General features: G+C 62.6%; 15 protein-coding genes and 1 other RNA gene. 9 read left to right on the top strand and 7 right to left on the bottom strand.

Annotated elements, in window-relative coordinates; genetic code table 11:
• Positions 1-134 precede the first annotated feature (134 nt).
• The 5 genes from D3242_RS12740 to ffs form a co-directional block, all read right to left on the bottom strand.
• A complete protein-coding gene (locus D3242_RS12740; RefSeq protein WP_064984597.1) occupies positions 135-1127 on the bottom strand; it encodes a cell wall hydrolase in 993 nt (330 codons plus the stop codon).
• 229 nt (positions 1128-1356) lie between these two features.
• On the bottom strand, positions 1357-1764 hold the full coding sequence (locus D3242_RS12735; RefSeq protein ID WP_027047715.1) for a hypothetical protein: 408 nt from the start codon (positions 1762-1764) through the stop codon (positions 1357-1359).
• 76 nt (positions 1765-1840) lie between these two features.
• A complete protein-coding gene (locus tag D3242_RS12730; RefSeq protein ID WP_019863040.1) occupies positions 1841-2164 on the bottom strand; it encodes a YbaB/EbfC family nucleoid-associated protein in 324 nt (107 codons plus the stop codon).
• 23 nt (positions 2165-2187) lie between these two features.
• Positions 2188-4005 (bottom strand): DNA polymerase III subunit gamma/tau, encoded by a 1818-nt coding sequence (locus D3242_RS12725; RefSeq protein WP_064984596.1) that lies wholly within the window; start codon positions 4003-4005, stop codon positions 2188-2190.
• A gap of 103 nt (positions 4006-4108) precedes the next feature.
• An RNA gene (ffs, locus tag D3242_RS12720) (signal recognition particle sRNA small type) lies at positions 4109-4205 on the bottom strand.
• Between the two features lie 144 nt (positions 4206-4349).
• On the opposite strand from ffs, the gene D3242_RS12715 reads away from it, so the two are divergent.
• From D3242_RS12715 to D3242_RS12705, 3 genes are all read left to right on the top strand, one after another.
• Positions 4350-4769, top strand: a complete 420-nt coding sequence (locus tag D3242_RS12715; RefSeq protein WP_019863038.1) for an HIT domain-containing protein — start codon at positions 4350-4352, stop codon at positions 4767-4769.
• Positions 4770-4839: 70 nt separating this feature from the next.
• On the top strand, positions 4840-5787 hold the full coding sequence (nudC, locus tag D3242_RS12710) for an NAD(+) diphosphatase (protein ID WP_019863037.1): 948 nt from the start codon (positions 4840-4842) through the stop codon (positions 5785-5787).
• A gap of 21 nt (positions 5788-5808) precedes the next feature.
• Positions 5809-6114 (top strand): Dabb family protein, encoded by a 306-nt coding sequence (locus tag D3242_RS12705; RefSeq protein ID WP_019863036.1) that lies wholly within the window; start codon positions 5809-5811, stop codon positions 6112-6114.
• Between the two features lie 74 nt (positions 6115-6188).
• Here D3242_RS12705 and D3242_RS12700 read toward each other — a convergent pair whose 3' ends face one another.
• Together D3242_RS12700 and D3242_RS12695 are read right to left on the bottom strand one after the other, a co-directional pair.
• Positions 6189-7052 (bottom strand): prephenate dehydratase, encoded by an 864-nt coding sequence (locus D3242_RS12700; RefSeq protein ID WP_064984594.1) that lies wholly within the window; start codon positions 7050-7052, stop codon positions 6189-6191.
• A 36-nt stretch (positions 7053-7088) separates the two neighbouring features.
• Positions 7089-7817 carry a 3-deoxy-manno-octulosonate cytidylyltransferase gene (locus D3242_RS12695; RefSeq protein WP_038651988.1) on the bottom strand — a complete coding sequence of 243 codons (729 nt, stop codon included), beginning with the start codon at positions 7815-7817 and terminating at the stop codon, positions 7089-7091.
• Positions 7818-8010: 193 nt separating this feature from the next.
• Here D3242_RS12695 and D3242_RS12690 point away from each other — a divergent pair, with 193 nt between their 5' ends.
• The 6 genes from D3242_RS12690 to D3242_RS12665 all read left to right on the top strand — a co-directional run bounded on the left by D3242_RS12690 (position 8011) and on the right by D3242_RS12665 (position 16499).
• Entirely contained in the window at positions 8011-8685 is a 675-nt protein-coding gene (locus tag D3242_RS12690; RefSeq protein WP_019863032.1) for a c-type cytochrome, read from the top strand.
• A gap of 170 nt (positions 8686-8855) precedes the next feature.
• Positions 8856-10733 carry an extracellular solute-binding protein gene (locus tag D3242_RS12685; RefSeq protein WP_064984592.1) on the top strand — a complete coding sequence of 626 codons (1878 nt, stop codon included), beginning with the start codon at positions 8856-8858 and terminating at the stop codon, positions 10731-10733.
• Positions 10733-12601, top strand: coding sequence for an extracellular solute-binding protein (locus tag D3242_RS12680; RefSeq protein WP_064984591.1), 1869 nt, complete (start codon positions 10733-10735; stop codon positions 12599-12601). Before D3242_RS12685 ends, D3242_RS12680 begins: the two co-directional genes overlap by 1 nt.
• A 30-nt stretch (positions 12602-12631) precedes the next feature.
• Positions 12632-13726, top strand: a complete 1095-nt coding sequence (locus tag D3242_RS12675) for a microcin C ABC transporter permease YejB (protein ID WP_064984589.1) — start codon at positions 12632-12634, stop codon at positions 13724-13726.
• The gene (locus D3242_RS12670; protein ID WP_064984588.1) at positions 13726-14871 is read left to right on the top strand and encodes an ABC transporter permease; all 1146 of its coding nucleotides are present in this window, start codon (positions 13726-13728) and stop codon (positions 14869-14871) included. Before D3242_RS12675 ends, D3242_RS12670 begins: the two co-directional genes overlap by 1 nt.
• Positions 14868-16499, top strand: a complete 1632-nt coding sequence (locus D3242_RS12665; RefSeq protein ID WP_019863026.1) for an ABC transporter ATP-binding protein — start codon at positions 14868-14870, stop codon at positions 16497-16499. The genes D3242_RS12670 and D3242_RS12665 overlap by 4 nt, the downstream gene beginning before the upstream one ends.
• Positions 16500-16505 lie beyond the last annotated feature (6 nt).

Here is a 16505-nt window from a genome sequence, read left to right as displayed (position 1 = left end):
CGAAGCGGTTTTCCCGGGAAAAGCGCAAAGCGCTTTCCCATGGGAATTGCGTCAAAAAAATATTGGAGCGCTTTGGAACATCCCGCGTTCGCGCATGGTCGCCATGCTGCCACGCGAAGCCGTGGCGGTACGAATCAGTTGACCTCGAGCGGTCGAGACTGGCTGACGATCATCGCACCGATGGCGTCGGTGTTCTCAGGCGTCGACTGGAATCCCATCGCCGCCTCTTGCGGCGCACCCTGAACCGAGGAAATGACGCGGGTGTTCAAGGTTCCGCCGAAACGGGCGGCATCCGGTTCTTCCATCGGCTCCTGCATCGCGACCATTGTCGGCTTCACGGCCACGCGCGCCGACTTCGCCGCGGGCGCCGCAGCCGCGGTCATAAAGGTCTCTTGAGCCGGGGCGGTCTTGGTCTTGAGCTGGCGAGCCGGTTCCGCGGCGGCGGTCATGAAGACCTGCTGCGCCGGAGCGGTCCGGGACGTTTTGGCGGGGCGCGCCGGCTCGGCCGAGGCAACCATCGTCACCGGCGCGGCCGGTTTCACGATCTCGGACCCGGCCGAGGCAACCGCCACCATTGGTTCATCCGGCAGCGGCTGCCAGTTGCGGCCGCGCTTCTCGTAGAAAGCATTGCCGCCGGCAACCATGGTGTAGTGCATGTTCTTGTAGGGGAAGCGCAGACCCGCCGTGTGGAAATACATCGTGTTCTTCAGCTTGGCCTTGCGCTCGCCCTTGAGCACTGCATCGGCCGCTTCCTCGACATCGGGCATGGCGCGCGAATTCATCGGCCTGGTCATGACGCCCGGCGCGAATTGCCCCGGCTCGCCGACCACCTGGCAGATGGTGCTGCCGTGGTTGCCGGAGCGCAACCGGTTCATGACCACGGTGCCGACAGCGATCATGCCATCGCGGCTCGAGCGGTTGGATTCGAAGAACATCGCCCTTTCCAGGCACTCCCTGTCCTTCGGCGAGTGGCTGGAGGCGCGCGACGTCAGGAAGCTCGGCGTGATGGCGTCTGTCAGGCCTGCAACAGACATGCCGTGCGAAGTGGTCTGGCTGCAGGCAGCCAAAAACAGGGGAGACGTGATGACGCCGAGCAACAGCGGCGTCTTCCATCGCGTAACGATCAACAGGTTACCCTCTCACTTCGATGCCCGCCCCCAGGCTGCGGCAAGAATGAGACACTTTCGGGCAAAATGATGGCCAAAACGTTATTAACAACGTACTGTTGCCGAAAAGGCACAATTTTGAGCCTTTCCAGATAGATCGAGCCGTCATTTCACGAAAGCGATGACCGCTCTCTCTTGGTTTCGCCGCAATTGCCGAGGGCAAACTGCGTCCCGTTTGTCCGGGGAATCGCTACCGCCCGGCCGCAATCGCAGCCGGCTGACCAGGCTCGAGCTCCTCGAATTTCTCTGAAAACAGGCCGCGCCTGAGAAACAGCGCCCGCGCGTCCCTGGCCGCCGGCGCGATCTTGCCCGGCCAGTCGCTGTCGATGAATTCGGCTTTGGTGAAATCGGGATTTGTTTCGGAGGCCGCCTCGAGGAATTCGGCGATCTCCAGCACGACAGCGCGCTCGTCCTTCGAAAGCGCCGACGTGCCGGCCTCGATCGACGGCCGGTGCACGAAATCCTCGAACAGGTAGAAGTAGCCCTTGATGCCGACAATATCGACGCCGGCATCGCAATCGGCCAGAATTTCCAGAATCTCGTAGATCCTGTTGCGGATACGTTGCTCGATCAGTCTTTCGGACGGCTCTTCGGTCATGGGCGCATCGCCGCTGAGTTAAACTTTCATGCATGCCGTTGCCCCAAAACCGCTGCACGGTCTTGGGCGAGACGCATCAGAACGGCAGTTTCATTCCCGGCGGGATCGGCAGGCCAGCAGTCAGCGCCTTGGTCTTTTCCTGCATGATCTGCTCGACCTTGGCCTTGGCGTCGTTGTGGGCGGCCAGAATCAGATCCTCGAGGATCTCGACCTCGTCCTCCTTGAACAAAGACGGGTCGATCTTCAGCGACTTCATCTCGAACTTACCACTCAAGGTGACGCTGACCAGGCCACCGCCGGCCTGGCCGACGGATTCGACCGTAGCGATCTCATCCTGCATGGCCTGGAACTTGGCCTGCATTTCCTTCGCCTTACCCATCAGGCCGAGAAGATCTTTCATGGTCCGATCCTTGTCTTGGTTTATCAGGTCTCGTCATCATCCGCCGGCGGCTCGACCGGCACTTCGGCTTCGGTCGCGTCTGCCTCCGGCGCGTCGGGAATGCGCACGTCGATGATCTTGGCGCCGGGAAAGCGCGCCAGGATGGCGGCGACAGTCGGATCGCTCTTGGCATCGAGGAAGGCATTTTCGCGCTTGGTCGATTCCATTTCGGCTAGTGTCTGGCCGCCCTCTTCCTTCGACAGCGACACCAGCCAGTTGCGGCCGGTCCAGGCGCGCAGTTTCGTCGTCAGGTCGTTGAGCAGCAGCTTGGGCGCATCGTCGGTCAGGCTGACGTCGATGCGGCCAGGCTCGAAGCGGACGGGACGGATGCAACGCTTGACCAGCACCTTGAAGGCTATGTCCCGCTGCGCGTCGGCAAGCGCAACGATGTCGGCCAGCGACCTGACCGGCACCTGCTGTGGCTCGGAAACCGGCGCGGGCGGTGCGACGAAGGCGGCCGGCGCCGGCGAGGCCTCGACCAGCCGCATGGTCTGCGCGCCACCGGAACCGGATGGCATGCGCGCCTGCGCCACCGCGCTGGCCGCGCCGCCATTGCCAGGACCGGCAGGGGCGCCATTCGGGCGCGGTGCGCCATTCTGAGCTGTTGCTGCCCTGTCCAGTGATCGCAACGCCTCGTCCAGAGTCGGCAAGTCGGCGGCGTGCGCCAGCCGGATCAACACCATTTCGGCGGCACTGACCGGCCGGTTGGAGGACTGCACCTCGGGAATGCCCTTGAGCAACATCTGCCAGGTCCGCGACAGCACGCGGACCGACAGCGCCCTGGCGAAATCAGCGCCGCGCTGGCGCTCGTCCTGCGACAGCGATGCATCGTCCATGGCGGTCGGCACGAAACGCAACCGGGTGACGAGATGGTTGAATTCGGCAAGATCGGTCAGCACGGCAGCCGGATCGGCGCCGGTGTCGTATTGCGTGCGGAATTCGGCGAGTGCCGCCGCCACGTCGCCCTTCATCACATGTTCGAACAAGTCGACGATGCGGGCGCGGTCGGCCAGGCCCAGCATGGCCCGCACCGCTTCGGCGCTGACGGCGCCGGCTCCGTGCGCGATCGCCTGGTCGAGGATGGAGAGCGAATCGCGAGCCGAGCCTTCGGCCGCGCGCGCGATCATCGCCAGCGCGTCGTCGTCGACCGAAATGCCTTCCTTGTCGGCGATCGAGGAGAGATGCGCGACCAGCGCGCCGGCGTCGATGCGCCTGAGGTCAAAGCGCTGGCAGCGCGACAGGACGGTGATCGGAACCTTGCGGATTTCGGTGGTGGCGAAAATGAATTTGACGTGCGGCGGCGGCTCTTCCAGCGTTTTCAGCAGGCCGTTGAAGGCCTGCGTCGACAGCATGTGCACTTCGTCGATGATGTAGACCTTGTAGCGGGCCGCGACCGGCGCATAGCGCACGCGCTCGATGATGTCCCTGATGTCGTCGATGCCGGTGTGCGAGGCGGCGTCCATCTCGATGACGTCGACATGGCGGCCTTCCATGATCGCCTGGCAATGCTCGCCGAGCACGGCGAGGTCGACGGAAGGCTGGTCGACGGTCGCGGTCTTGTAGTTCAGCGCCCGTGCCAGGATACGCGCCGTGGTGGTCTTGCCGACACCGCGCACGCCGGTCAGCATCCAGGCCTGGGCTATGCGGCCCGTGGCAAAGGCGTTGGTGAGGGTGCGAACCATCGGTTCTTGGCCGACCAGCTCGGAAAAATTCGAAGGACGGTATTTGCGCGCCAGCACGCGGTAGGCGGCGGCCTTTCCATTCTCCGGGCTTTTTGGCCCCGAATTTCCGGCTTCGCTCATTCGCCCGTTAAGCTCCAAAAGGCCGCGCCCCAAGGCGCCGTTCCTGCGCATAGTCTCGCCCGCGCTGCAATGCGTCGTCAATGTCGCGAGGAGGGCCGATGAGGTGGGAGGCTGGAACAATGACCCGTTCCGGGCTCGTTAGGGCTGCTTCCTTCCGGACCTGACCCGGTTGGCGAGTGGATCGTCCACCACCAACCTCCCGCTGTCCATATCGGCAATTGCGCGACGAAATGCAAGTGCGCAGGCAAATCGGCGCGATCACACAAGAGATTTGCTTGCAGCCCCGATGCAGCCGCTCTAGCGTTCATGGTTTGAAGAAACCAAGAAAAGCAAGGGAAACGCCGATGTTGCCGGGCCTGAAGGCCGGATTCACGCTGGATGCCCGGCTGGAGGCGGACAGCGAGCAGTTGATGTGGCTTGGGCTGTGCGAATTGCGGGTGATGAACGATCGCCGCTGGCCATGGCTGGTCTTGGTGCCGCAGCGGCCGGGCGCGGAAGAAATCCACGACATGACGCCGCTCGACCAGGCGATGCTGACCTTCGAGACCAATATGGTGGCGCAGGCGCTGAAGAAAGTCAGCGGCTGCACCAAAATCAACACCGGCGCGCTCGGCAATATAGTGCGCCAACTGCATATCCATATCGTCGCTCGGTCAGAAGGCGATCCCGGCTGGCCCGGCCCGGTGTGGGGGTATGGCCTGCGCGAGCCCTATCAGCGTTCCGACCTGCGCCGGTTTGCCGAAACCATAAGGGCGGCGCTATAAGCCTTCCCCAGTGTTTATTCCAAGACACGTTCATTCCCAGACATGTCCATCCCAAAGCATCAGAGACCGCATGAGCTTCCGCCTGTTTGACGCGCCTTTGCGCGAGCCGAGCCAGTTCGTCGGCTTTGCCGGCAATACGATCGACCGGCAATCCGAGAATCGAGCCGACGATTCGGTCGACAAGGCGCTGGCGGATCCAACGACGCGGCTTTTGCTGATGAATGGCGGCCGGCTCCACCTGAAGCTTGGTAATAGCGGCAGTCTCGATCCCTGGTTCGACGCCGCGGGGAGCGAACCCTTCAAGCCGTCCTTCGCCGGGGCTGTGCTGCTCGGCTTTTCCGAACAGGGGCCGGTGCTGGCGATGCCTGTCGCAATCGAGGCCGAACAGCTGCCCGAGACCGTCAAGGCGATCGACTATCGGTCGGTCTACATGCAAGGGCTGATCGACGAAGCGGCGGCGGGGGCGATGGCGCAAGGGGCGGCCCTGCTCGCCTGGCATGCCAGCCATCGTTTCTGCAGCAAATGTGGCACGCAATCGCAAATGCGGGCCGGCGGCTACAAACGCCATTGCCCGAATTGCGGCACCGAGCATTTTCCGCGCACCGACCCGGTGGCGATCATGCTGACGGCGACGCGGGAAAAATGCCTGCTCGGGCGCGGCCGGCATTTCGCGCCGGGCATGTATTCGGCGCTTGCCGGCTTCATCGAACCGGGCGAGACGATCGAGGCCGCGGTGCGCCGCGAAACGCTGGAGGAAGCCGGCATCCGGCTCGGCCGCGTCGTCTACCATGCCAGCCAGCCCTGGCCGTTTCCCTATTCGCTGATGATCGGCTGCTTCGGCGAGCCGCTCAACGAGGACATCCAGGCCGACCTCAACGAGTTGGAAGACTGCCGCTGGTTCGGCCGCGACGAGGTGCGTCTGATGCTGGCCCGGGAGCATGCCGACAATCTGGTCACGCCGCCGAAAGGGGCGATCGCGCATCACCTCATCCGCGCCTGGGTCGACAGCGAATACTGAAAGTCATTGCAGGAGAGACAAATGATCCGTCACACCGTCGTCTTCACGTTGAAGCACCCACCGCACTCGCTCGAGGAAAAGCGGTTCCTCGTCGACGCCAAGAAAATCCTGACGGCGATCCGGGGCGTCACGCATTTCGAGCAATTGCGGCAGATCAGCCCCAAGAACGACTATCGATTCGGCTTCTCGATGGAGTTCGCCGACCAGGCAGCCTACACCAGATACAACGACCATCCCGACCATGTCGCCTTCGTGCGCGACCGCTGGGTGCCTGAGGTCGAGAAATTTCTCGAGATCGACTATGTGCCGCTGGGCGCTGTGATTTAGATGATCTTGTAAAGTGGGAACCGGTTTTCTCGGACAAACGGTTTCCGTTTGTCCAGCGATCACGCTCAAGGCAATCAGTCAGCCACTTTCCACTGTTCACGCGACTCGCTGGCCGGGTAGACGCCCAGGATCCGCACTTCGCGGGAGAAGAAGCGAAGCTCGTCCAGCGCCAGCTTGACCAGCGGATCGTCGGGATGGCCCTCGATGTCGGCGTAGAACAGCGTCGCGGTGAAGGCGCCGAGCTGGTAGCTCTCCAGCTTGGTCATGTTGATGCCGTTGGTGGCGAAACCGCCCATGGCCTTATAGAGGGCCGCCGGCACGTTGCGGACGCGGAAGATGAAAGTCGTCATCATCTTGGTGTCGGCTGACGGCCGCTCGGCCCATTGCTTGCTCTTGGTCAGGACGACAAAACGGGTGACGTTGGAGTCCGTGTCCTCGACATTTTCCTCGATGATATCGAGCCCGTAGAGCGTCGCGGCCAGCGCCGGCGACAGCGCGGCCATGGTGCGATCCTTGACCTCGGAGATCATCTTGGCGGCACCGGCCGTATCGCCGGCGACGACCGCCTTCCAGCCGTTCTTGCGGATGTATTTGCGGCACTGGCCAAGCGCGTGGATGTGGCTGTGCACGGTCTTGATCTCGTCGCGTTTGACGCCGGGCAGCACCATCAGCTGGAAATGGATCGGCAGGAAATATTCGCCGACGATGTGCATCCGCGATTCCGGCAGCAGATGGTGGATGTCGGCGACGCGTCCGGCGATGGTGTTCTCGATCGGGATCATGGCGAGGTCGGCCTTGCCGGTCTCGACCGCGTTGAACGCATCCTCGAAGGTCGGGCACGGCAACGGCTCCATCGAGGGATAGACGTTGCGGCAGGCGGTGTCGGAATTGGCGCCCGGCTCGCCCTGGAAGGATATTCTGTTGGTCTTTTCAGGCATGGGCCAGGTCTCGATTCACGGGTGTCGAAGGATTTCTCAGTTTGAAAGGATGGTTCGGGCGCGCTCAAGGTCTTGCGGCGTGTCGACGCCGAGCGGCAGCGACCGGACGATCTCGGCATCGATGCGCATGCCGGCTTCCAGCGCCCGCAACTGCTCCAGCCGCTCGCGGCGCTCCAGCGGCGACGGTTTCAGCGCGACGAAGCGTTCGAGCGCGGCACGCCGATAGGCGTAGAGGCCGACATGGTGATAGAGCGGCCCCTCGCCCCAAGGTGCTGTGGCGCGGGTGAAATAGAGCGCCCTCAGCCGTGTGCCGGAGAGCGGCGAACCGACGATCTTGACGACGTTCGGGTTGGTCTTTTCCTCGTCGCGGACAATCTCGACGCCAAGCGTGGCAATATCCACCGCCGCGTTCTCGAACGGCCTGAGCGAGGCGGCGATGATGCCGGGATCGATGGTCGGCAGGTCGCCCTGCACATTGACGATTGTTTCGACCTTGCGTCCGGGATCGAGCGCGGCCAGCGCCTCGTGGATGCGGTCGGAGCCGGATTCATGGTCGATGCGCGTCATCACCGCCTCGAAACCATGCGCGCGCACCGCTTCGGCGACGCTTTGCGTGTCGGTCGCCACCACCACCCGGCCGAGGCCGGCTTCGGCCGCGCGGCGGGCGACATGGACGATCATGGGCGCGCCGGATATGTCGGCCAGCGGCTTGCCCGGCAGGCGGGTGGAGGCCATGCGGGCCGGTATCAGGATCAAGGTGGACATCGCTGTGGCAAGGCGTTCGAAAAGAGGAGGGGAAAAGTGGCAAAAGGTCTCACTGGCAGCGCCCTTATAGGTGTTGCAACGCCGGAGCAAAAGACCTAGTTTCCGCCCGATTTGACCGGCTCTGGAGGGCAGGTCTCGATACCGACGGACGGAGTGGACGGTTCGGTCCGCCGGAAAAGGGAGCAAGGGGCGTATGGATTCCAACGAAGTCAACAAACTGCTCGCCGGATTGCTCGGAACCGTTTTCGTCGTTTTCTCGGTCGGCCTGGTATCTGACGCGCTGTTTGCCTCGCCGGCTCCTGAAAAGCCCGGTTTCGCCATCGAGGCAGCCGAGCCCGCCGAAGGCGGCGCAGCAGCGCCGGCCGCCGCAGCCAAGCCGATCGCTGATCTGCTGCAGACTGCCAATGTCGAGGCGGGTGCTGCCGTCTTCAAGAAATGCCAGGCTTGCCATTCCGGTGAAAAGGGCGGACCCAACAAGGTCGGCCCCGATCTGTGGGACCTCGTCGACCGTCCTGTCGCCGAACATGAAGGCTTCGCCTATTCGGCCGGCATGAAGGAATTTTCCAAGGGCGGCACCGAGAAGTGGACCTACGACAACATCAACCACTTCATCACCTCGCCGAAGAAATTCGTGAAGGGCACGGCCATGGGCTTCGCCGGCCTGCCCAAGGACGAGGACCGCGCCAACGTCATCGCCTATCTGCGCACGCTGTCGGACAATCCCAAGCCGCTGCCGGCACCGGGTGCCGCCGCCGACGCCAGCGCGCCCGCCAAGCCGGCCGATGGCGCCGCTCCGGCGAAGCCGGCTGATGGCGCTGCACCGGCCAAACCTGCCGCTCCCGCGGCTCCGGCAGCACCGGCCAAATAACCGAATTGTCATCAAAGCGTTCATAGAAAAGCCGGGTTCTGCCCGGCTTTTTGTTAGGAAAAACGCATATGCGGCGACAAAGCCGCGCATGGCGGTTTTCACGAGCGCCAAATCATCTAGATTGCCCTTTCTGGATGGTCCGGAGAAACGCATCGCGAAGAGGATAGTGCATGACGGTTGGCCGAACGCTTCTCAGGTCGTTGCTGGCAGCGGCCCTTCTGGCGGCGGGACTGCAGGCGACCCTGGCCGACGAGTGGCGGACCACCTCATCGCTGATCGGCGATTCCAAGTACGGCGACAATTTTCAGCACTACGACTACGTGAACCCGAACGCGCCCAAGGGCGGCACGTTGAATTCGGTGCTGCTCGGCACTTATGACAGCTTCAACCCCTACATTGTTCAGGGATCGCCGGCGGCGGGGCTCGTCGGCTTCGGCGGCGGCCTGCTCTACGACACGCTGATGGAGCAAGCGACCGACGAGGGCAGCACCAGCCACCCGCTGATCGCCGACGCTTACAAATATCCGGCTGACTATTCCTCGGCGACCTACCGGCTCGACCCGCGCGCGAAATGGCATGACGGCCAGCCGATCACCGTCGACGACGTGATCTGGTCGTTCCAGGTGTTGAAAGCGAACAGCCCACAATACAGCCGCTATTTCGAGAACGTCACCGACGCGGTGGCGATCTCCGACCGCGAGGTCGAGTTCCATTTCAACCAGAAGGGTAACCGAGAACTGCCGAAGATCATCGGCGACCTCGCCGTGCTGCCGAAGCACTGGTGGGAAGGCACCGACGCCAATGGCAAGAAGCGCGACGTCACCAAGCCAACGCTGGAGATTCCGCTGGGATCGGCGGCCTACAAGATCGCCAGCTTCAAGCCGGGCTCGGAAATCGTCTGGCAGCGCGTGCCGGACTATTGGGCCGCCAAGCTGCCGGTGAAGATCGGCCGCGAGAATTTCGACACGCGCCGATATACCTACATCCTCGACGACAATGCCGCCTGGCTGGCTTTCACCAAGGGCGGATTGGAAGACATCAATCGCGAATACAGCTCCCGCAAATGGGCGACCGCCTATAATTTCCCAGCCGTCCAGGCCGGTGACGTCATCAAGAAGGACTTCCAAACCCAATCGCCGCAGCCGATGCAGGGCTTTGTCCTCAACCAGCGAAGGCCGCTGTTCCAGGACCGGCTTGTCCGCGAGGCACTGACCATCCCGTTCGATTTCGAGAGCATGAATCGCACACTGTTCTTCGGCTTCAACACCCGCATGTCGAGCTATTTCCAGGGTACCGAATTGGCGTCGAGCGGGCTGCCACAAGGCAAGGAATTGGAGATCCTCGAGAAATATCGCGACAAGCTGCCACCCGAACTCTTCACGCAGCAATTCAAGCTGCCGGTCTACGATTCGCCGCAGGCAGAACGGAAGTACCTGAAACAGGCGGTCGATCTCTTCGCCAAGGCAGGCTGGGTGATCAAGGGCGGCAAGATGGTCAACGCCAAGACAGGCGCTCCGTTCAAGTTCGAGATCCTCGGCTGGAACGACACCGACCAGGTGATCGCCAGTCCCTATATCGCCAACCTGCGCAAGATCGGCGTAGACGCTTCCCTGCGCATCATCGATCAGACGCAGTACATCAACCGGGTCAACCATTTCGATTTCGACGTCGTCACGGGTCTGTTCGGCCAATCGGATTCACCAGGAAATGAACAGCGGGACTTCTGGAGCTCGAAGGCCGCCGACACGCCAGGCTCGCGCAATCTGATGGGAATCAAGGATCCGACCGTCGACGCCCTGGTCGACCGCATCATCTTCGCCACGGACCGCGAGGATCTTGTCGCCGCCACACATGCGCTCGACAGGGTGCTGCTGTGGAACTTCTACGTCGTGCCGCAATATTATCGATCGGCGGTCTGGCTGGCCTATTGGAACAAGTTCAAATTCCCCGACAAGCAGCCTGCCTATGTCGGTGCCGATATCGACTCCTGGTGGATCGACCTCGACAAGGAGAAGGCGCTGGCCGCCAAATACAAGGGCGGCAATTGATGACGATGCTGCCGCGCCGCGATTTCCTGGCATTGAGCGGGGCCGCCGCTGCCGGGGCCCTGTTGCCGGGCAGAGCCTTCGCCGATATCGCGACCGGCGTGAAATTGCATGGGCTCTCCGCCTTCGGCGACCTCAAATACAGACCGGATTTTGCGCATTTCGACTATGTCAATCCGGACGCGCCGGCTGGGGGGATCTTCAATTTCTCGCCGCCGAACTGGGGCTACAACCAGGATACTCAGACCTTCAACACGCTGAACTCCTTCACCGACAAGGGCGATGCGCCGCCGCGCATGGAGATGTGTTTCGACGGGCTGATGGTGCGCGCGCTCGACGAGCCCGACGCCGTATACGGCCAGATCGCCGACGGCGTAACGCTGTCGGACGACCGGAACTCCTTCACCTTCTCGCTTCGTGCCGAAGCGCGCTTCCATGACGGGTCACCGCTGACGGCACAGGATGCCGCCTTCACCTTCTCGCTCTACAAGGACAAGGGCCACCCAGACCTGTCGCTGTCGCTGACACACATGGTCGAGGCCGTTGCCGTTGACGACCACACATTGCGGCTTACCTTTTCCGGCAAGCAATCGGCTCGCACCGTGCTCAACGTCGTGGAATTCCCCATCCTGTCGAAGGCTTTCTACACGGCCAATCCGTTCGACTCCTCGCAGTTGAACCCGCCGCTCGGCTCCGGCGCTTACAAGGTCGGCCGCTTCTCGGCCGGCGCCTGGATCGAATACGATCGGGTCGCGGATTATTGGGGCCGCCAACTCCCGGTCAATCGGGGACAAAACAATTTCGATCGTATCCGCATCGAATTCTACCAGAACCGCACCGCCGCCTTCGAGGCATTCAAGAAGGGCGAGATCACCTACCGCGAGGAATTCACCTCACGCGTCTGGGCGACCGCCTACGACTTTCCGGCACTGACCGCAGGCAAGGTGGTCAAGCACGAATTCCCGGCCGAGAAGCGACCGACGATGCAGGGAACGGCGGTCAATCAGCGGCGCGAACAGTTTCGCGATGCGCGGGTGCGCCAGGCAATTGCGCTTTGCTTCGATTTCGAGTGGACACGACGGAACTTCTTCTATGGCTCTTACGAGCGCTCGCAGTCCTGCTTCGAGAAATCGGATTTTCGCGCCGAGGGTGTACCATCCCTGCAAGAGCTGGCGCTGCTGGAGCCGCTGCGCGGCCAGCTCCCGGCAGAAGCGTTCGGCACGGCGGTAAGCCAGCCCGCATCGGACGGCACCGGCCGTGATCGCAAGCTGCTTGGCCAGGCGGCAAAACTTCTGGCCGCGGCGGGTTGGAAACGGTCCGGCGATTTCGTCGTCAACGACAAGGGCGGCCGGCTTTCGGCCGAGTTCATGGTCGACGACGATACCTTCGTTCAGGTCTATTCGCCCTGGGTCGCCAATATGAAGGCGATCGGTATCGACGCCACGATCCGGCTGGTGGACTCGGCCCAATACCAGGCCAGACAGGCCACATTCGATTTCGATCTGCTGTCTGCCGCCTTCTCCTTCAGCGCGACACCGACGCGCGACGATCTCGAAGGTTTCTTCCATTCCAGATCTGCAAATCTCTCCGGCTCGCGCAACCTGCCGGGTGTCGCAAACTCGGCTATCGACACGCTGATCGACGCGGTGGGGGCCGCAAAGGACCGCGAAAGCCTGACCGTGGCAATGCGGGCGCTCGACCGGGTCTTGCGCGCGCGGTGCGATTGGATTCCTAGTTGGTTCCTGGCGAATCACCGAAGCGCCTATTGGGACATGTTCGGCTTTCCCGAGCAAAAACCCGATTTCGGCTTTCCGGTCGAGGCGCTGTGGTGGGTCGATAAGGGCAAGGCGGCAAAAATTGGCAAAGGCTGAGATCTCAGTCCAAAAAGGGCAGGAAGCCTGATGGGCGCCTATATACTGCGCCGCATCCTTTTGATGATCCCGACCCTGTTCGGCATCATGGCGATCTCCTTCGCCGTCATCCAGTTCGCGCCGGGCGGCCCGGTCGAGCAGGTCATCGCCAAGCTGACCAATCAGGGCGGCAGCGACCGCCTCGGCGGTGGCGGCGGCGATGCGGGCGGTTCCAATTTCGACGTCGCCGGCGACGTCAGCTCGAAATATCGCGGCGCGCAGGGGCTCGATCCGGAATTCATCAAGAAGCTGGAGAAGCAGTTCGGCTTCGACAAGCCGCCGCTTGAGCGCTTCGGCATGATGCTGTGGAACTACATCCGGTTCGATTTCGGCAACAGCTATTTCCGCGATATCTCGGTGCTTGACCTGATCCTCGAGAAGATGCCGGTTTCGATCTCGATCGGCCTTTGGATCACGCTCTTGTCCTATCTGATCTCCATTCCGCTCGGCATCCGCAAGGCGGTCAAGGACGGCACGCCCTTCGACGTCTGGACCAGCGGCGTCGTCATCGTCGGCTATGCCATTCCCGGCTTCCTGTTCGGCATCATGCTGATGGTGCTGTTCGCCGGCGGCTCGTTCTGGGACTGGTTCCCGTTGCGCGGCATCGTCTCGGACAATTGGGACCAGTTGTCCTGGCCGGCCAAGATCGCCGACTATGCCTGGCACATGACCCTGCCGCTGACGGCGCTGGTGCTCTCGGCCTTCGCAACGACGACGCTTTTGACCAAGAACTCGTTCCTGGAGGAAATCCGCAAGCAATATGTGGTGACGGCGCGGGCCAAGGGCCTGTCGGAGCGGCAGGTGCTCTATGGCCATGTCTTCCGCAATGCCATGCTGATCGTCATTGCCGGCTTTCCCGGCGCCTTCATCTCGGCCTTCTTCACCGGTTCGCTGCTGATCGAGAACATCTTCTCGCTCGATGGCCTCGGTCTGCTCGGCTTCCGATCGGTGGTCGAGCGCGACTATCCCGTGGTGTTCGCAAACCTCTACATCTTCTCGCTTCTCGGCCTGTTCGTCGGATTGCTGTCCGACCTGATGTACACCTGGGTCGATCCGCGCATCGATTTCGAGCGGAGAGACGTCTGATGTCGGAGGCGAGCGTCACCGCCGGCGTGGTGCCGGAGCGGATGCCACGGCCGTTCCTGTCGCCGCTCAACAAGCGCCGCCTGCAGAATTTCAAGGCGAACAGGCGCGGCTACTGGTCGTTGTGGATTTTCCTTGTCCTGTTCGTGCTGTCGCTGTTTGCCGAATTCATCGCCAACGACAAGCCGATCATCGCTTCCTACAAGGGCGAGATCCTGTTTCCGGTGCTGGTCGCCTACCCGGAGGAAAAGTTCGGCGGCTTCTATGCCGTCACCGACTATCGCGATCCGGTGATCCAGGACGAGATCAACGCCAATGGCTGGATGATCTGGCCGCCGATCCGCTATTCCTACCAGACCGTCAACAATGCCATTCCGGAAGCCGCACCGGCCAAGCCGTCCTGGCAGTATGACGCCGCCAAGCGCTGCAACCAGTATCCGCAAGGGGCTGCCGACCCCGCCTGCATCGTCGGCAACTGGAACTGGCTCGGCACCGACGACCAGGCACGCGACGTCTTGGCGCGCGTCATCTACGGTTTCCGTATCTCGGTGCTGTTCGGGCTGATCCTGACCGCCGGCTCTGCCCTGATCGGCGTCGGCGCCGGCGCCCTGCAGGGCTATTTCGGCGGCTGGACGGACCTGCTGTTCCAGCGCTTCATCGAAATCTGGTCGGCAATTCCGGTGCTCTATCTCTTGCTCATCGTCGCCGCCATCCTGCCGCCGGGCTTCTTCATCCTGCTCGGGCTGATGCTGTTGTTCTCCTGGGTGGCGCTGGTCGGCGTCGTGCGGGCCGAGTTCCTGCGCGCCCGCAACTTCGAGTACGTCAACGCCGCCCGCGCGCTCGGCGTGCCCAACCGCACCATCATGTTCCGGCATCTGTTGCCCAACGCCATGGTGGCGACATTGACCTTCATGCCCTTCCTGCTCTCGGGCTCGATCTCGACACTGACCTCGCTCGACTATCTCGGCTTCGGCCTGCCGCCGGGGTCCGCCTCGCTCGGTGAGTTGTTGAAGCAGGCGCAGCGCAACCTCAATGCGCCGTGGCTCGGCATTTCCGGCTTCGTCGTCATCTCGCTGATGCTGTCGCTGCTGGTCTTTGTCGGCGAGGCGACTCGCGACGCCTTCGATCCGCGCAAGACGTTCAAATGAGCGAAGCGCCTCTGCTCAGCGTACAGGACCTCAGCGTCGCCTTCAGCCAGGGCGGCGGCCAGTCTGTCGCCGTCGACCATATCTCCTTCGACATCGCCAAGGGCGAGACGATCGCGCTGGTGGGCGAGTCCGGCTCCGGCAAGTCGGTCTCTGCGCTGTCGGTGCTGAAACTGCTGCCCTACCCCAGCGCCAGCCATCCCTCGGGGAAAATCCTGTTCGAGGGCGCCGACCTTTTGGCGATGAGCGAGAAGCAATTGCGGCAAGTGCGCGGCAACAAGATCACCATGATCTTCCAGGAGCCGATGACCTCGCTCAATCCGCTGCACACGATCGAGCATCAGATCGTCGAGATCCTGAAACTGCATCAGGGCATGGCCGACCGCCCAGCCAAGGCGCGCACGCTGGAACTGCTCAACGAGGTCGGCATCCGCGATCCGCAGAAGCGGCTCGACGCCTATCCGCATCAGCTGTCCGGCGGCCAGCGCCAGCGCGTCATGATCGCCATGGCACTGGCCAACGAACCGGAACTGCTGATCGCCGACGAGCCGACAACGGCGCTCGACGTCACGGTGCAGGCGCAGATCCTCGAACTGCTCGCGGGCCTCAAAAGCCGCAAAGGCATGTCGATGCTGTTCATCACCCACGATCTCGGCATCGTGCGCAAGATCGCCGACCGGGTCTGCGTGATGACCAAGGGCAAGATCGTCGAGACCGGACCGACCAAGGAGATCTTCGCCAACCCGCAGCACCCCTATACGCGCCACCTGCTGGCAGCCGAGCCGAAGGGCAAGCCACCGGCCGCCAACGCCGACGCCAAGCCGGTGATGGCCGGCAAGGACATAAAAGTCTGGTTTCCGATCAAGCAGGGCTTCTTCCGCCGCACGGTCGACCATGTGAAGGCTGTCGACGGCATCGATGTCACCGTGCGCGCCGGCCAGACGCTGGGCGTGGTCGGCGAGTCCGGCTCCGGCAAGACGACGCTCGGCCTGGCCCTGGCACGCATGATCTCGTCGACGGGAACCATCCGGTTCAACGGCCGCGACATCAACCAGCTCACCTTCAACGCCATGCGGCCGCTCAGGCGCGAATTGCAGATCGTGTTCCAGGATCCGTTCGGCTCGCTCAGCCCGCGCATGTCGATCGCCGAGATCATCGAGGAGGGCCTGAAGATCCACGAGCCGAAACTGTCGCCCGATGAACGCGACGACAAGGTTGCGGACGTGCTGAAGGAGGTCGGGCTCGATCCGGCGACCCGCAACCGCTATCCGCACGAGTTTTCCGGCGGCCAGCGCCAGCGTGTCGCGATCGCGCGCGCCATGGTGCTAAACCCGCGCTTCGTCATGCTGGACGAGCCCACATCGGCGCTCGACATGAGCGTGCAGGCGCAGGTCGTCGACCTCCTGCGCAATCTGCAGGCCAAGCACGACCTCGCCTATCTCTTCATCAGCCACGATCTCAAAGTCATCCGGGCGCTTGCCAACGACGTCATCGTCATGCGCAATGGCCAGATCGTCGAAGCCGGCCCTTCCCAGCAGATTTTTGAAAATCCGCAAACCGACTATACTCGGGCACTGATCTCGGCCGCCTTCAAGATAGAGACGGCGCCGGTCGGCATCGTCAGCGAGTAATTTGCG

This window comes from Mesorhizobium jarvisii (genome assembly GCF_003601985.1).
GTDB classification, from domain to species: domain Bacteria; phylum Pseudomonadota; class Alphaproteobacteria; order Rhizobiales; family Rhizobiaceae; genus Mesorhizobium; species Mesorhizobium jarvisii.
This window is presented reverse-complemented; position numbering and strand designations above follow the sequence as displayed.

Excerpts from the sequence above, each read along its gene's own strand:
- D3242_RS12730 (WP_019863040.1), bottom strand. The coding sequence starts at position 2,164 with ATGAAAGATCTTCTCGGCCTGATGGGTAAGGCGAAGGAAATGCAGGCC.
- D3242_RS12670 (WP_064984588.1), top strand. The coding sequence starts at position 13,726 with ATGTCGGAGGCGAGCGTCACCGCCGGCGTGGTGCCGGAGCGGATGCCA.
- D3242_RS12675 (WP_064984589.1), top strand. The coding sequence starts at position 12,632 with ATGGGCGCCTATATACTGCGCCGCATCCTTTTGATGATCCCGACCCTG.
- nudC (WP_019863037.1), top strand. The coding sequence starts at position 4,840 with ATGAGCTTCCGCCTGTTTGACGCGCCTTTGCGCGAGCCGAGCCAGTTC.
- D3242_RS12735 (WP_027047715.1), bottom strand. The coding sequence starts at position 1,764 with ATGACCGAAGAGCCGTCCGAAAGACTGATCGAGCAACGTATCCGCAAC.
- D3242_RS12725 (WP_064984596.1), bottom strand. The coding sequence starts at position 4,005 with ATGAGCGAAGCCGGAAATTCGGGGCCAAAAAGCCCGGAGAATGGAAAG.
- D3242_RS12680 (WP_064984591.1), top strand. The coding sequence starts at position 10,733 with ATGACGATGCTGCCGCGCCGCGATTTCCTGGCATTGAGCGGGGCCGCC.
- D3242_RS12685 (WP_064984592.1), top strand. The coding sequence starts at position 8,856 with ATGACGGTTGGCCGAACGCTTCTCAGGTCGTTGCTGGCAGCGGCCCTT.
- D3242_RS12700 (WP_064984594.1), bottom strand. The coding sequence starts at position 7,052 with ATGCCTGAAAAGACCAACAGAATATCCTTCCAGGGCGAGCCGGGCGCC.
- D3242_RS12705 (WP_019863036.1), top strand. The coding sequence starts at position 5,809 with ATGATCCGTCACACCGTCGTCTTCACGTTGAAGCACCCACCGCACTCG.
- D3242_RS12690 (WP_019863032.1), top strand. The coding sequence starts at position 8,011 with ATGGATTCCAACGAAGTCAACAAACTGCTCGCCGGATTGCTCGGAACC.
- D3242_RS12715 (WP_019863038.1), top strand. The coding sequence starts at position 4,350 with ATGTTGCCGGGCCTGAAGGCCGGATTCACGCTGGATGCCCGGCTGGAG.
- D3242_RS12695 (WP_038651988.1), bottom strand. The coding sequence starts at position 7,817 with ATGTCCACCTTGATCCTGATACCGGCCCGCATGGCCTCCACCCGCCTG.
- D3242_RS12665 (WP_019863026.1), top strand. The coding sequence starts at position 14,868 with ATGAGCGAAGCGCCTCTGCTCAGCGTACAGGACCTCAGCGTCGCCTTC.